Annotated in this window: 15 protein-coding genes; 4 read left to right on the top strand and 11 right to left on the bottom strand. The window is 61.2% G+C overall.

All coding sequences use genetic code 11. The features are described from left to right. The 4 genes from NZK81_RS20370 to NZK81_RS20355 all read left to right on the top strand — a co-directional run. Positions 1–945 (top strand): acyl-CoA dehydrogenase family protein (locus tag NZK81_RS20370; RefSeq protein ID WP_260047878.1); only part of this gene is annotated, 945 nt, incomplete at its 5' end. Then, positions 942–1,802 carry an HTD2 family dehydratase gene (locus NZK81_RS20365; RefSeq protein ID WP_061939682.1) on the top strand — a complete coding sequence of 287 codons (861 nt, stop codon included), beginning with the start codon at positions 942–944 and terminating at the stop codon, positions 1,800–1,802. The genes NZK81_RS20370 and NZK81_RS20365, both read left to right, overlap by 4 nt. A 22-nt stretch (positions 1,803–1,824) precedes the next feature. Continuing rightward, positions 1,825–2,700, top strand: a complete 876-nt coding sequence (locus tag NZK81_RS20360) for a MaoC/PaaZ C-terminal domain-containing protein (RefSeq protein WP_061939680.1) — start codon at positions 1,825–1,827, stop codon at positions 2,698–2,700. After that, positions 2,687–3,862 carry an acyl-CoA dehydrogenase family protein gene (locus NZK81_RS20355; protein ID WP_031308881.1) on the top strand — a complete coding sequence of 392 codons (1,176 nt, stop codon included), beginning with the start codon at positions 2,687–2,689 and terminating at the stop codon, positions 3,860–3,862. Before NZK81_RS20360 ends, NZK81_RS20355 begins: the two co-directional genes overlap by 14 nt. Positions 3,863–3,956: 94 nt before the next feature. Here NZK81_RS20355 and NZK81_RS20350 read toward each other — a convergent pair whose 3' ends face one another. The 11 genes from NZK81_RS20350 to NZK81_RS20300 form a co-directional block, all read right to left on the bottom strand. Then, positions 3,957–5,141 (bottom strand): acyl-CoA dehydrogenase, encoded by a 1,185-nt coding sequence (locus NZK81_RS20350; protein WP_066762465.1) that lies wholly within the window; start codon positions 5,139–5,141, stop codon positions 3,957–3,959. 12 nt (positions 5,142–5,153) lie between these two features. Next, positions 5,154–5,447 (bottom strand): hypothetical protein, encoded by a 294-nt coding sequence (locus NZK81_RS20345; protein ID WP_156521653.1) that lies wholly within the window; start codon positions 5,445–5,447, stop codon positions 5,154–5,156. A gap of 111 nt (positions 5,448–5,558) precedes the next feature. Beyond that, a complete protein-coding gene (locus NZK81_RS20340) occupies positions 5,559–5,924 on the bottom strand; it encodes a c-type cytochrome (protein WP_066762383.1) in 366 nt (121 codons plus the stop codon). 31 nt (positions 5,925–5,955) lie between these two features. Beyond that, positions 5,956–7,422, bottom strand: coding sequence for an FAD-binding oxidoreductase (locus NZK81_RS20335; RefSeq protein WP_260047877.1), 1,467 nt, complete (start codon positions 7,420–7,422; stop codon positions 5,956–5,958). 13 nt (positions 7,423–7,435) lie between these two features. Continuing rightward, on the bottom strand, positions 7,436–7,660 hold the full coding sequence (locus NZK81_RS20330) for a non-oxidative hydroxyarylic acid decarboxylases subunit D (protein ID WP_260047876.1): 225 nt from the start codon (positions 7,658–7,660) through the stop codon (positions 7,436–7,438). Continuing rightward, complete coding sequence (locus tag NZK81_RS20325) at positions 7,657–9,111, bottom strand: non-oxidative hydroxyarylic acid decarboxylases subunit C (RefSeq protein ID WP_260047875.1); 1,455 nt, start codon at positions 9,109–9,111, stop codon at positions 7,657–7,659. Before NZK81_RS20325 ends, NZK81_RS20330 begins: the two co-directional genes overlap by 4 nt. A 19-nt stretch (positions 9,112–9,130) precedes the next feature. After that, a complete protein-coding gene (locus NZK81_RS20320; protein WP_260047874.1) occupies positions 9,131–10,576 on the bottom strand; it encodes an aldehyde dehydrogenase family protein in 1,446 nt (481 codons plus the stop codon). A gap of 41 nt (positions 10,577–10,617) precedes the next feature. Continuing rightward, positions 10,618–12,171 (bottom strand): FAD-binding oxidoreductase, encoded by a 1,554-nt coding sequence (locus NZK81_RS20315; protein WP_260047880.1) that lies wholly within the window; start codon positions 12,169–12,171, stop codon positions 10,618–10,620. 2 nt (positions 12,172–12,173) lie between these two features. Further along, entirely contained in the window at positions 12,174–12,743 is a 570-nt protein-coding gene (locus NZK81_RS20310; RefSeq protein ID WP_260047873.1) for a hypothetical protein, read from the bottom strand. 2 nt (positions 12,744–12,745) lie between these two features. Continuing rightward, the gene (locus NZK81_RS20305) at positions 12,746–13,351 is read right to left on the bottom strand and encodes a UbiX family flavin prenyltransferase (RefSeq protein WP_305367263.1); all 606 of its coding nucleotides are present in this window, start codon (positions 13,349–13,351) and stop codon (positions 12,746–12,748) included. 166 nt (positions 13,352–13,517) lie between these two features. Then, a complete protein-coding gene (locus NZK81_RS20300; RefSeq protein WP_311202116.1) occupies positions 13,518–14,990 on the bottom strand; it encodes an NAD-dependent succinate-semialdehyde dehydrogenase in 1,473 nt (490 codons plus the stop codon). Positions 14,991–15,016 lie beyond the last annotated feature (26 nt).

The raw sequence follows: 15,016 nt of genomic DNA, 5'->3' as shown, positions 1-15,016 counted from the left end.
CGCGGCTGGATTGGCGCGGGTTCGCTTGGCACGCGGTCCGAAATCGCCGGCGAACTGATCGGCTTGAACGGCACCGAAGCGCAAAAGGCCTGGTGGCTGCCCAGGATCGCGAGCGGCGAGGTTTTGCCGTCAGCAGCCTTCACCGAACCCGACACCGGATCGGATCTTGGCTCCATTCAAACCCGCGCACGGCACGACGGCGATCACTGGGTCATCAACGGGGCGAAAAACTGGATTACCCATGCCAGCCGATCAGATCTGATGACGATGCTCGTGCGAACATTACCTGAAGCCAGGGGTTACGCCGGGCTGTCGATGTTGCTGGTGCCCAAGCCTCGGGGCACGAGCGATGACGGTTTCCCAGCCCCTGGCATGACCGGAAGCGAGATCGAGGTCCCCGGTTATCGCGGGATGCGCGAATATGCCCTGCAGTTCGATGCCATGACCGCGCCGGCAGACGCCCTGCTGGGCGGCGAGGAGGGGAAAGGGTTCAAGCAGCTCATGCGTACCTTCGAGGGCGCACGCATCCAGACCGCCGCGCGGGCTATCGGCGTCGCGCGGCGGGCCCTCGAACTGGGCCTCGACTATGCCTTGGTTCGCAAGCAATTCGGCAGGGCCATCGTCGGGTTTCCGCGCGTGTCGGACAAGCTGGCGATGAGCCTTGTCGATTTTGTGATGGCGCGTGAACTCTGCTATGCTGCCGCGCGAGCCAGGGATTCGGAAAAGCGCTGCGATATTGAGGCCGGCATGGCAAAGTTGCTTGCCGCTCGCGCCGCCTGGTCGAACGCCGACGCTGCGCTGCAGATCCACGGCGCCAATGGTTATGCCCTTGAATACGAGATCAGTCGCATCCTTTGCGATGCGCGCATCCTCAACATTTTCGAGGGCGCTGCGGAAATTCAGGCTCAGGTGATTGCCCGCGGCCTGACCGGAGATGATTTATGACCACCCAGCCAGACGAACAATGGCAAAGCTGGATCGGTCGTGAAGAATTGCGTCACGACTATCTGGAACTCGCTGCCGCAAGACGGTGGCTGGCGACTTTCGACCGCGTTGCGCCGGCAGATGGCAGCGTGCCGCAAGGCTATCATTGGTGCCTTTGCCTGCCAGACGCGCCAACAGCGGCATTGAGCGTGGATGGCCATCCGGTGCGCGGCGGCGAAAGCAGCTTCATGCCACCACTTCCTCAGTCGCGCCGGATGTGGGCATCGAGCAAGATCGAATTTCTTTCGCCGTTGCTCATCGGTCAGAAGGTGCAGCGCAGATCGCGGATCAATTCCATCGCCGAAAAGCAAGGGGCGACCGGCAAGCTTGTTTTCGTCGAGATAGCACAAGAAACCCGCTGCGAAGGCGAACTCTCCGTTCGCGAAACCCAAGCGATCGTTTATCGGGATCCCATGCCTTTGGGCACCGCAGAGCTGCCAAGGCCGTCTGACATGATCTTCGACGGATCCCGATGGGTTGCGCACCGCGCGCTGGTCCCCTCCGAAACCTTGCTGTTCCGATTTTCGGCGCTGACCTTCAACAGTCACCGGATTCATTATGATCGGGCCTACACCTGCGAAATCGAGGGGTATCGCGGCCTCGTCGTTCACGGTCCGTTGACGGCGACACTGCTGCTGGAACTCGCCCAGCAGCACTTCGGCGACAATGCGCTTCGGTGCTTCGATTGCCGAGCGGTGTCTGCCGCGATCTGCGGCGAGGAACTGCATTTGGCGCTTCGCGCGAACGGCAATAGTGTTCAGTTCGTCGCCCATGCGCGCGATGGCCGTCCGATCATGGTTGCCAGCGCCACCCTTTGACCACCTTCCAGGGAAATTGAAAGTGACAATCGATCCGCAAAAATTGCTCAACTTTCGTATTCCTGCGGTTCGTCAGACCGTCACTCCACGCGATGCTGCATTTTACGCCTTATCGATCGGGATGGGGCGAGATCCTACCGACCTCGCGCAGCTGCCATTCGTGGATCCCCTTCGTGGACCGGTTGCCATGCCCGGCATGGCGCTCGTTCTCGCGAGTCCCGGGTTCTGGCTGGGGCACCCTGATTCCGGTGTAGATCCGGTTTCCGTCCTGCATGCCGGCCAATCCATGGTACTGCTTGGCCCGGTTCCGGCAACTGGCGAAGTCGAAAGCACAACCCGCGTCACCCACATTGTCGACAAAGGCGCGGGCAAGGCCGCGTTGATATTCACCGAAACCAATATCCGCGATGATCGCGGCACCTGCTTTGCCTGTCTTGAACGTACGATCTTCATTCGCGGCGGCGGCGGGTTCGGAGGGGAAGGCGAAGCACCGCGAAGTTCGCCGGTACCCGTGGCGGAAGGCAATGCCGGTCTTGTCATTGACCTGACGACCGGTCCCGAACAGGCCCTGATCTATCGTCTCAATGGAGATCTCAACCCGCTGCACAGCGATCCCGCAATCGCGGCGCGCGCCGGGTACAGGATGCCGATATTGCACGGCTTGGGCACGATGGGCATCATCGTTCACGCCATCCTCCGCGGGCGACTTGGCTACCAGGCCGAGCGCCTGCGCGCAGTGCAACTGCGTTTCGCCGCGCCGGTGTTCCCTGGTGAAACCATCAGAACCGAAATCTGGAATAATGGCGCTTTTCGGGCATCGGTGCTCGAGCGCGACGTCATCGTTGCAGATCAAGGGTTTTTCACAATCTCTCAGGATGAGGGCGATGCAGTTTCTTAGTCCTTTCGAACCTCAACACTTTCACGAAATCCGCGACGGCGTGCGCCGGCTGTGTGAAAAGTTCCCGGGTGAATATTGGCGCAAGCTCGACGCTGATCGCGAATATCCGACCTCCTTTGTGGATGCGTTGACGAGCGCTGGCTATCTTTCGGTGCTCATACCCGAGGAATATGGCGGATCAGGTCTGGGCCTTTCGGCTGCAGTTGCCATCCTTGAGACGATTCAAGCGATGGGTTGCAACGGAGCGGCATGCCATGCCCAGATGTATAACATGGCCATCATCCTCAGACATGGATCGGATGAGCAAAAGCGCCTTTATCTTCCCGCGATCGCAAGCGGCGCACTGCGCTTGCAGGCTTTCGGCGTAACCGAGCCGGGAAGCGGCTCCGATACCACTGCGTTAAGGACGACGGCAGTTCGCGATGGGGACTATTTTGTGGTGAGCGGCCAGAAAATCTGGACCAGTCGCGCCGAACACAGCGATCTCATGCTGCTGCTAGCGCGGACTTCGCCGCGCGATCAAGTGACGAAGAAAACCGACGGTCTTTCCATATTCATCGTCGATATGAATCAGGCTCGCACCGCGGGTTCGCTAACGATCCGGCCTATCCGCACCATGATGAACCATGCCACGACGGAACTTTTCTTCGACAGGATGCGCATCCCGGTCGCCAATCTCTTAGGCAAAGAAGGCAAGGGCTTTCATTGCATCCTTTCGGGCATGAATGCGGAAAGAGTTCTTATTGCTGCCGAATGCGTCGGTGATGCAAAATGGTTTACCCGAAAATCCATTGCTTATGCCAATCAACGGGTGGTTTTCGATCGCCCCATTGGCATGAATCAGGGCGTCTCTTTCCCGATCGCGCGAGCCCACGCAAATATGCGCGCTGCCGAGCTCATGGTCCATGAGGCCGCGCGCCTTTACGAAGCGGGGCTTGAACATGGACCCGAGGCGAACATGGCAAAAATGCTTGCCGCGGACGTAGCAGTCGAAGCGGGCAACGCCTGCATCCAGACATATGGCGGATATGGCTTTGCTGAGGAATACGACATCGAACGGAAATTTCGAGAGGCCCGCCTTTATCAGGTGGCACCTGTTTCGACCAATCTCATATTGTCATTCATCGCAGAGCATGTCCTGAAACTACCGCGAAGCTATTGAGGCGGCCACCACGCTCCGTCGTTTCCGCTCACTCGACACAACGATTGTTGCTGCGACCAGGCAGCGCAACACTGAAGAAGAAAGGTGGCCTGCCCTAGAATGCGGCAATGCCAGTGAGTGCTCGACCAAGGATGAGCGCGTGCACATCGTGCGTGCCTTCATAGGTGTTGACGGTTTCCAGATTCACCATGTGCCGCATGACTTGATATTCATCGCTGATGCCATTACCGCCGTGCATGTCTCGGGCATGGCGCGCAATATCAAGCGATTTTCCGACATTGTTACGCTTGACGAGAGAGACCATCTCCGGCGCGAACCTGCCTTCATCCATTAGGCGGCCGACACGCAATGAGGCTTGCAACCCTAGCGCAATGTCTGTTTGCATATCGGCGAGCTTCTTTTGATAGAGTTGGTTGGAGGCAAGCGGCTTTCCAAACTGGTGCCGATCAAGCCCATATTGGCGGGCTGCGTGCATGCAATATTCTGCTGCGCCGAGCGCTCCCCAACTGATCCCATAGCGTGCGCGGTTTAGGCAATCGAAGGGGCCCTTGAGACCCTGGACCCCGGGGAGCAAGGCTTCTTCGTCAACCTCAACCTCATCCATCACGATCATGCCGGTGGTCGAGGCGCGCAGGCTGAGCTTGCCCTTGATCTTGGGAGCGGAAAGCCCCTTCAGGCCCTTTTCAAGCACGAAGCCGCAAATGGCCCCATCATGTGCTTCGCTCTTTGCCCAGACGACAAAGACGTCGGCGAAAGGAGCATTCGAAATCCATGTTTTGATGCCGGAAAGGACATAGCCACCATCAATCCTCTTCGCGATTGTGCGCATGCCCGCAGGATCAGATCCCGCATCAGGTTCTGTCAGGCCGAAGCAGCCGATCAGCGAGCCTGCGGCTAGGCCAGGCAGATATTTAAACCGCTGTTCCTCCGAGCCGAAAGCAAAAATCGGATACATGACGAGCGAGCTTTGCACCGATGCCATTGACCGATAGCCCGAATCCACGCGCTCAATCTCGCGCGCGATCAGACCGTAGGAGACATAGCCAGCTCCAGCACCGCCATAAGACTGTGGGATCGTCGCTCCAAGCAAGCCGGCTTGTCCCATGAGTGGAAACAACTCTGCTGCATCCAGCTCTTCGCGGAAGGCATTGATGACCCGGGGCTGAAGTTCGCCTTGCGCGAAGCCATGAGCCGCATCACGCACCATTCGTTCTTCTTCAGTCAGTTGATCGTCAAAGTTGAAGGGATCGCTCCAATCAAACCGTGCCATCTCGATCATAAATTCCACTCGTCATATGATATCATTCGGTTCAGATGCAGTAATGGCGAGGAGTTCTTCAAGCGTTACCGCGAACCTTGTGAGTTGGACAAATCCCGAAAGTGAAACAATCCACGCAAATACCCGCATGCGGTTGTAGCGAGCTGAAATTCCCCCGAAGGCTACCCTGCCGAGCATAAGGCCAACCGGGCCAGCGAGGAAAACTGGGCCAAAAGCGCTTTTGTCGAGCAGCGAAGCGGAACCGAACACCAGTGCAATCAAGCGATAAATTGCGCGTCGTAGCCATAGATAACGACGACTATCCAACACAAGGTGCGTCCTCACTATGGCGACTGGCTATCCGCATACTCCTTTGGCGTCGCACCAAGTTCAGCCATAGGAACCCTGTTAATCTTTCTCGCCCATTTTGATTTAAGTTTACGGTGTTTTGTTTTTGGCGGGTTGAGCCTTCGCGGGGGGAAGCTTCTGCGCCATGATGTGATCGTAGATCTGCTTGATTTCCGTGTCCGACAATTCGGTCGGGCGGAACGGCGGCATTTCGATCAGGCCCTGGCGAACGACCGAATGTAGGTAATCGTAATCTAAGTCCTTGCGACCGATGAGCGAAGGCACCGGAGCACCTTTTTCGGCCAGCAGCATGGTGCCACCGTGGCCCGGGCCGGGGTTGTGGCAACCTGCGCAGTAACGCTCATAATTCTCCGCGCCATCCGCGACCACTTCGCCTTGCTTGGACGAACAGGCGCCAAGAGTGGCGAGGAGCGAAAGGACGAGGAGCTTGTTCATTGTACCTCCGCAGGCATGGCGACGCATCGGCTCAGACCGAGGCAAAGATCGAGTTGGGATCGAGCGCCTGCTTGACCCGCGCATGCAGGGCCGAGCGGCCACCCTTTTCATAGGTCTTGGCAACCGCCGCCCCCAGCCCGGGGTCGGTCAGGATCTGGCCGAAGCCGGCCTCGGCCTGCGCGGCGATCAGGGCTTCGGCGCAAGTCTTGGCCCGTGCCGCATCCTCGCCCTTCCCGGCGGCATGGGACAGCACCTGGCGATGGTTGGCCGAACGCCAGATCGCGGTGGTTTCGCCAACGAAGTCGAAGCCGTTCTTGGCACAGATATCGCGCGACAGTTCATAAAGCTTGACGGCTTCCTCGCCATCCACAGGGCTGACCGGGTTGACCGTAAGCGCCATGTCGCCGCTCCAGCCTGCTGTCCTGGCCGGGGGATCGGCAACCACCCCGGTCATCGTGCCCATCCGCCAGGCCCACAGCTTGGGATCGATGCCCTTGCCATCGGTAATCACCCGTGCGCCGCTGATCGACGAGAATGCACCCTTGACCATGTCCCACAGAATCGCGACGTTGCCGGGCAATCCATAGAGCGAGCCGTAGAGGTTCCAGTAGCCCAAGCCGAGCGCCCCGCCGGCTGCCTTGACCGCGCTTGCCGCCATCGGCCCCTGGCCCTCAAAATCAGCGCGGCGCTTGCCGAGCAGGGCCGCCTCGTGGAGCGCATTGCCCACCGCGACGCCATTTGCCACCACCATGTTGAGCTTGAGCGGCCCGAGCACGTCCAGCAATGCGCCCAGATCGTCCTCCTTGGGGACCGAAACCATGAAGGTCTGGTGCGCCGGGGGCTGCGGCATCATCCACATGCCCACCTTGGTCACCACCGCGAAATCCGACTGGGTGAACAGGCCATCAACCCAAGGACCATAACCGAACTTGAACAGCTGCCAGCAGGTGCTCTTGGGCATGGCGCCCATGCCGGTGCGCACCATCTTGCCATCAGCCAGCATGACCTCGAGCCCGCACTGCATCAGGAAGTGATCGGAATAGGGGGTGTATCCGGGGCGGCGGTTGATGAAACTGGCGGCCACGCTTTCATCGGGATTGCCGGGAAAGTCGACCCACAGCTTAATTCCTCTTTCCCTGATGTGGGCATCGAGCTGGCGGAAGGTGACGCCCGGTTCGACCAGGCAGGTGGCCAGTTCGTCATTGACCTCGAGGACCTTGTTCATCTTCTGCAAGTCAAGCACGATCACCTTGTCCTGTACGGCTTTTTCAAGTCCGTAGGCGCCGTTGCAGACCGTCTGGACCACACCGCCGCTGGTGCGCGCGGCTTCCAGCACCCTGGCGAGCTGGGCTTCATCGGCCGGAAGCACCACGCCTGCCGGTACCATCCCCGGGGCAGCATAGCGGGCCAGGGTCTGCGGGCTGGTATCGACGGCCTCCTTGCCCAGTGCCTGGGCGAGGGTGCCGAGCGTGGCCGTCTGGCGGGCTTGATCGATCATGGCGTTGGGAGCCTTATTGCTGGAGAATCTTGGGATAACGCTGGAGATCGTCGGCATCGACGGCGAAATCGACCGAGCGCGCAGCAGGGTCGATCGCGCGGGCCGGTTCGCTGTCGCGCCAGGAAAAGTTGCAGGTCGGGCAGCGCAGGATCGTCCACACGACCGCGCCGTCCTGCCTGCCCTGATGATCGGTGACAGCGCCGCTCGATTTGCAGCGCCCGCAGACGGTGGTGGTCATGACAGGGCTCCCAGCTGCATTTCGCGGATCCGCTTGCTCAGGGCGTCGATCTCGTCCCCGGTCGGCGGGGTGACAAGGTGCGCTTCACCCACCGGATCGGGCGGGAGATAGCTGGTCGCGTCGATGATCAGGCGGTGCCCCTTGCCTGGGATCACTGCCGAAGGATCGATCGGAACGGCAGGCATGTTGGGCAGCACGATGATATCGTCAGCACGGGTGCGGGTCGAAAGCGCCCACATCACCTGGTTGAGATCGAACGGATCGACATCTGCATCGACCATGATCAGGTTCTTGAGGTACATCACGCCGTGCGGCGTGCTCAGCGCGCGCAGCGCGACCGTCTTGGCAAAGCCGGCCATGCGGTTCTTGACCGAGATGATCCCGGTCAGTCCGTGCTGGTAAAGCGCGTTGACCGCGGTGACTTCGGGGAAGCTCTGGCGCAGCTGGGCATAGATCGGGGCGGAGGTGTGCAGGCCGATCAGGGTATCATGCTCGGTCCAACCGCGCCCGATGTAGATGTTCTCGAAGATCGGATCGCGCCGGTGCGACACCGCCGTGACCTTAAAGATCGGCGCCTTGCGCACGCCGCTGTAGGAACCGGGAAATTCGCCGAACGGCCCTTCCAGCTCGCGTTCGCCCAGTTGCAGCTCGGCCTCGATCACGATTTCGCTGTCGGCCAGGATGTCGATCCCGTTGCCCGATTTGGTCAGCCGGATCGGCGCGCCCATCATCGCCGAGGCATAGGAATATTCCGATTCCTCGTAGCCGATCGGGGTGGCAGCAAACACCGCAAGGCCGGGATGATTACCCAGCATGACCGCAATCTTGAGCGGAACGCCTTCCCGTTCGGCCGCCATGATCTGACGTCCCATGTCGTGGGAGGGGATCGTCATCAGGGTGAAGCTGTCCGGCCCCTGGATCTGCAGGCGATAGATGCCGACATTCTGCTTGCCGAAATTGTCTGGATCGAGCGGATCGCGCGAGGCGACCGAGGCCTTGCCGATGTAGAACCCGCCATCATATTCGTTGATCCGATAGACCGGCAGGACATCGTAAAGGTTGATGTCCTGTTCGAGTCGGCATTCGTGCACCGGGGCCTGCGCTTCGGGAACAAAGCTGATCTGCGCTTCCTGATCGCCCCAGCGGCCGGCGATCTCGAAGAACAGCTCGCGGATTGTCGTGCCCTTGGGCCGGCCCAGCAGCAGGGCGATGTTGTCCCACGAACCATGGACGCCCACCGCCAGGCGCTTGCCGGGATAGCCGGTGATGTTGTCGAACACGATCGCCGGCGCGCCGTTGGCATCGCGCGAGGCGGCGACGGCTATGTTGCGCACGCCGGGTTCGGGCATCACCGGATCGCTCCAGGTGATCGCCTGGCCCGAATCCTCGAGCAGTTCGAGAAAATCGCGCAGCGAGGAGATCGAGCGGGCGCGGTTGGGAAGATCGTTCATTGCCGTTGCATCCCGCCTGTCAGTGTCCGCCCGCGCCCGCAGTCGCCGACTGGATCGTGACCCATTTCCATTCGGTCATGATCTCGAGATCGGCTTCGGTCCCTTCGCGGCCAAAACCCGATGCCTTGGTTCCGCCGAACGGAACGTGCGGCTCGTCGTGCAGGGTCGGCGCGTTGATGTGGACCATCCCCGCTTCGGCCCGCTGGGCAAAGGCCAGCGCCTTGTCGAGATCGCGGGTGAAGATCGAGGCGCTGAGGCCGTATTCGGTGTTGTTGGCGAGTTCGAGCGCCTCCTCGAGCGTGTCGAACGGATAAAGCGAGGTCACCGGCCCGAAGGTTTCCTCCTCGAACACGGTCATTTCCGCGGTAACGCCACTCAGGATGGTGGCCGCGCAGCTGTTTCCGCTCCACTCGCCGCCGGCCAGCACCGCGGCGCCCTTGGACCGGGCATCGTCGATGTGGCGGCGGACGCGGTCGCGCTGTCGTTCGGAAATGATCGGCCCCAGCATGGTGGTCGGCTCGCGCAGTTCGCCGCTCTTGGCGCGGCCTGTCGCGGCGGCGAAGGCCTTGGCGAACTGGTCGAAGATCGACCGTTCCACATAGATCCGCGAAGCCCCCATGCAGACCTGGCCCTGGTACATGAAGATGCTGAACAGCGCGGCGTTGACCGCCTTGTCCAGATCGGCATCGGCGCAGATCACCAGCGGGCTCTTGCCGCCCAGCTCCAGCGTGTACTTCTTGAGGTTGCGGGCCGCGATTTCGGCGATGTGCTTGCCGACGCGCGAGGACCCGGTGAAGGTTATCGATGCGACCTTGGGATGGCCGGTCAGCACGTCGCCGATCTCCGCGCCATTGCCGTAGACCACGTTGAACAAGCCGTCGGGAACGCCGGCCTCCTTCCACAATTTAGCGAGCAGATCGGCGATCATTGGCGCGGCTTCCGAGGGTAGCAGCACGAAGGCGTTGCCTGTGGCCAGGGCCATGGCCGACTGTTTGACCCCCTTGATCAGCGGCACGTTGAACGGGGTAATCCCGGCGACCACACCGACCGGTTGGCGCAGGCTCATGCTGAACCTCCCAGGGGTGTCCGAAGGGAGCGTTTCCCCCCGAATCCGGCGCGGCACGCCGATCGCCGCGCGAAGGAAGCTGACCGCGAAGCGGGTTTCGAACCCGGCCTTGGCGATCGGCGAGCCGATTTCGTCGACCAGCACGTCGGCGAATTTGGCGGTATCGCGCTCCATGATTTCGGCGGCTTTCGCGATCCACCCTTCGCGCACTGCGGCGGGCAGATCGCGATGCTGGAGATAGGCCTGATGCGCGTTCTCCACGGCGCGGTTCACGTCTTCCGCGGTACCGGCGGGAACCCGGGAATAGACCGAATCATCGACCGGGTTAAGATCGTCGAAATAGGCCCCGCCCGTTGCAGCCACGGCGGTGCCGCCAATCCAGTGCTCAATTTGCGTCATGGTCGTCAATCCTTGAAGTCTTTGTTCAGCCGGCCGTGTGATTACGCTTGGTTGCGCATCGCCTGGGGCCATATCCCCTGCTTGCCGGGGGAGAGGATGCCGTTGGGGTCGAGCACGTCCTTGAGACGGTGGTGCAGGTCCCACAGCGCCCCATCGTTGTGCTTATAGGTTTTGGCGATCTGGTCCATGAAGGCGAGGTGGGTGCGGTATTCGCCGAAGCCCGCACCGGCTGCCTCATCGACCAGCTTGCCGAACAGGTCATAGGCGCTCTTGCGCATGCCGTCGTCGGCGCGATCGTACATGATCATCAGGATGTGGTGCATGTCGCGCCAGCCGACCAGGAACTCGCCGATATAGTCGAACCCGAAATCGTGGCAGCGCTGTTTGATCAGGTTATACTGGCTCAGCGCTTCCTTGCCGTCGGGTGCCGAGATCGGCGAGAAGTTGATATGCCCGCCGCCGCCGATCCAGTTCATGATGCTGAATTCGGTCATGTTCGGCTCGCCGCGCATCAGTTGCACGCGATAGTCCCAGGCGGGATCGTTATCGCGGTTGAGGTGCAGCTTGGCACCCGGAATGCTCATCATCGCTTCCTCGACGAGCTTCCAGTTGTTCTCGATGACCGGCGGCGGACCATAGAGCGCGGCGTAGAAGTTCCACATACCCAGGCCATGATCCGACGCGATCTTCTTGCGGATCGAATCCGGGATAGGGCCCTTGCCATCGAAGTAATGGCGGCGCGTGGTCTTGGCGGACACTTCCCACAAGAGATCGACCGCCACCGCCGCGTTGGGAATCACCTGGTTGACCTTGAGCGGTTTGACCGCGTCGAAGATTGCGGCAAGGTCTTCCTCGCGCTCGTAAGTGATCATGAACGGCTTGTAGCCCGGCGGTTCGGGCATCAACCAGATACCCATCTTGGTAACAATGCCGAAATTGGACTGGGTGAACATGCCATCAAAATGCGGGCCGGCTGCATGCTTGGTGGATTGCCAATGCTGCGACCCCTCGATCGCGCCCTGACCGGTGCGGACGACCTGACCGTCGGCAAGGACCACTTCCATGCCGCACTGCATAACGAAGTGATCGCCGTAGGGGGTGTAACCCGCGCCATGTTCAAGCGCGTTGCCCATGACGCCGCCCCAACCTGGTGCCGCAGGATCGACCCAAAGCTTGCTGCCGATCTTGCGCAGATGGCGGTGAAGCTGAAAATAGGAAACGCCTGGTTCGACCAGCGCATAGCCGTATTTCTCGTTAACTTCGAGAATGCGGTTCATCCGCTTGAGGTCGAACATGACATAACCGGACTGGCGCGGGGCCGGGCCACCATAGGCGAAATTGCGGCCGTTGCCGAAAGTCCAGATCGGTAGCTTGTAAGCGTTGAATACCTTCAGCGCCTGCTGAATCTGTTCCATGTTGGCCGGTGCCACGGCAGCCGAGGGCAGCATCTCGCCATCGGTTAGCGGTGAATAGGCGTCGCGATAGGCCGACAGCGGCAGTTCATCGACGAAGACCCATTCCTTGCCGACGATAGCCGCTAATTCATCCAGAGCCTTGGTAAAGGTTGCGGCGTCGACGCTTTGTGGCATGCGCATGCTCACGACTGTTGTACTCCCACTTCGAATGCCCATGAAACGAGCATGCCGGGGCTCTTGCCATCGAGGCCGCAATGTCCTGACTGGCACCGCAGTTCGGCATCCTGGCGATCGCCGACGAGCGCATCCTGCATGTGGTGGGCAAGAACGCTGGGCCAGCCGACGCTGGCCCGCGCAAGCAGCGTTGGCGCGCCAACAGTCTGGTGTTCCCAGCGCAGCTTGCGGTATTGATGGGTCCACTGCAGTAGCGGGCGGGCGCCGCCGGCCACCAGGATCTGCCCGGCGATCATCGCCGCGGGATCGGAAGTAAGGCCGACCAGCACGCCTTCAACCGCTTCAAGTTCATGCAGCAGGCCGTTGAAGCTCCGGTCGATCCGGACAACCTGCGCTGCGCGCCCCGAATTGATAAAGGTTTCGGCAAATAGTCGACTTTCGGGAACGTGCGTCTCCTCGATGACGATGATCTTGCGCGGCCGCTGCGCCAAGGCGCTGCGGCCGATCCCCAGACCGGCAACGGCAGCACCCACGGCGCCACCGCTCATGACCGTGCGACGGCTGACATCCCACGCCATTCTCAATTCCCTTCCATTTGCCCAGCACCCGGAACAAGGCTTGCCGCCTCTTTGCTAAGGCCTTGCCAGCGTTTCTCCGACTTCGCATGAAGCCCGAACAGATCCAGTACCCGCATGCAGGTGTGATCGACCACGTCGGCCAGCGAGGTCGGCCGCGCATAGAAGGCCGGCACCGGGGGGAAGATCACCGCCCCCATTTCGGTGCAGGCCGTCATGTTGCGCAGGTGCGCCAGGTTGAGCGGCGCTTCGCGGGTGATCATCACCAGGCGGCGCCGTTCCTTCAGCATCACGTCGGCCGCGCGGGTGATAAGGTTGTCGGACAGGGCGTGCGCCACCGCGCCCAGCGTGCGCATCGAACAGGGCGCAATCGCCATGCCTTCGCATACGAACGAACCGCTGGCGATCGAGGCGCCGACGTTGCGGACGTTGTGCACCACATCGGCTAGCGCTTCGAGCCGGGCTTTGCCTTCGGGCAGTTCCTCGCGAATGTTGAGCAGCGCGGCCGGAGACATTACCAGATGGGTTTCCCAACCGCCCGTCTCGCGCAGCAGCTCAAGCAGGCGAAGACCATAGACCGAGCCGGTTGCGCCGGTAATCCCCACGACCATGCGCTTCACGGCAGGAGACTTTCCTGCGCGTTTTGGGCGGTCAAGGTCGCGTAAGGCCTAACCTTGGAGGGCATGCTGAATTCCATCTCCCGCTCTTATATCGACATCATACAATGCATTCCGCATTGAGCAACGAAAATCTTGACTCCTTGGGACCGCATTCCGCTTACACCGGACTCTCGGGCCGGACCCCAACACTGATGGTCTTCATCTCCAGGAATTCTTCAATACCGTGTCGCGAACCTTCTCGGCCCAGTCCCGATTCCTTGATGCCGCCAAACGGGGCGGTCTCGGTCGAGACGATGCCGCTGTTCAAGCCGACCATCCCGGTCTCAAGGCCTTCGGAAACCCGCCAGGCGCGGTCAATGTCGCGGGTGAAGGCATAGGCCGCCAGCCCCGAGTGCGTGGCGTTGGCAAGCGCCAGCGCTTCGGCCTCGGTTTCGAAACGGAACACCGGGGCCACCGGCCCGAAGGTCTCCTCGTCCGCCAGCCGCATCGCCGGTCTCGCTCCAGTCAGCACAGTTGGTTGGAAGAACAGTTCTCCGGCCTCGTGTCTCTTGCCGCCGGTCACCAGCTGGGCACCTTGCGCCACGGCATCGGCGACATGTCCCTGAACCTTGGCCAAGGCTGATGCGGTGATTAACGGTCCCTGGTCGGTTGCACCTTCAAGGCCGTTGCCGACCCGGAACGCGGAGACCCTGGCGGCTAGCGCCTCGACGAAGCGGTCATGAATGCCGCTCTGCACGAGGATCCGGTTGGCGCAAACGCAGGTCTGTCCGGTGTTACGGAATTTCGAGGCGATCGCCCCCTCGACAGCCTGATCGAGATCGGCATCGTCGAACACCAGCAGCGGGGCATTGCCGCCCAGTTCCATCGAAACCCGCTTGAGCGTGGCAGCGCATTGAGCGGTCAACAGCTTGCCAATCGCGGTCGAACCGGTGAAGGTGAACTTCGTAACATCGGGATGGCTGGTCAGGACCGATCCGATTTCGGGCGCATCCCCGCAGACCACGTTGAACACGCCGGGCGGAATGCCCGCTTCGCGAGCGAGCTTCGCCAGAGCGAAAGCGGTCATGGGGGTGAGTTCGGACGGTTTGAGGGTCACGGTGCAGCCCGCCGCCAGTGCAGGCGCGACCTTGCGGGTGATCATCGCGGCGGGAAAGTTCCACGGCGTAATGGCGCCCACCACGCCGACCGGCTGACGGATCACGACGATCCGCCGGTCAGCGCTGGCCGGAATGACCTCGCCATAGACACGGCGCGCCTCTTCAGCGAACCACTGGATGAAACTTGCGGCGTAATCGACCTCGCCCAGCGCTTCGGCCAGCGGTTTGCCCTGTTCGGCGGTCATCAGCAAACCAAGATCGTGGCGATGGAGCCGGACCAGCGCCAGCCAGTCATGTAGCAGGCGCGCGCGTTCCTGAGCGGGCCGCTTGCGCCAATCGATTAAGGCGCGGGAATTGCTTTCAATTGCCTGGCGCGTCTGGGCAGCGCCCAGCTTTACGACATTCGCCAGCGTTTTGCCGGTTGCCGGGTTAGTGACCGCGTAGGTTGAGCCGGCACAGATCTCGGTGCCGTCGACAAGCGGTTGGCCGGTGAGGAAATCGCTGCGCTCGAGCGGGGGGATCGTAACGGCCAAGACATTGCTCCTTTGGCCGCAAGACA

Origin of the sequence: Novosphingobium mangrovisedimenti (genome assembly GCF_025153475.1) — a bacterium.
In the GTDB taxonomy this organism is placed as follows: domain Bacteria; phylum Pseudomonadota; class Alphaproteobacteria; order Sphingomonadales; family Sphingomonadaceae; genus Novosphingobium; species Novosphingobium mangrovi_A.
This window is presented reverse-complemented; position numbering and strand designations above follow the sequence as displayed.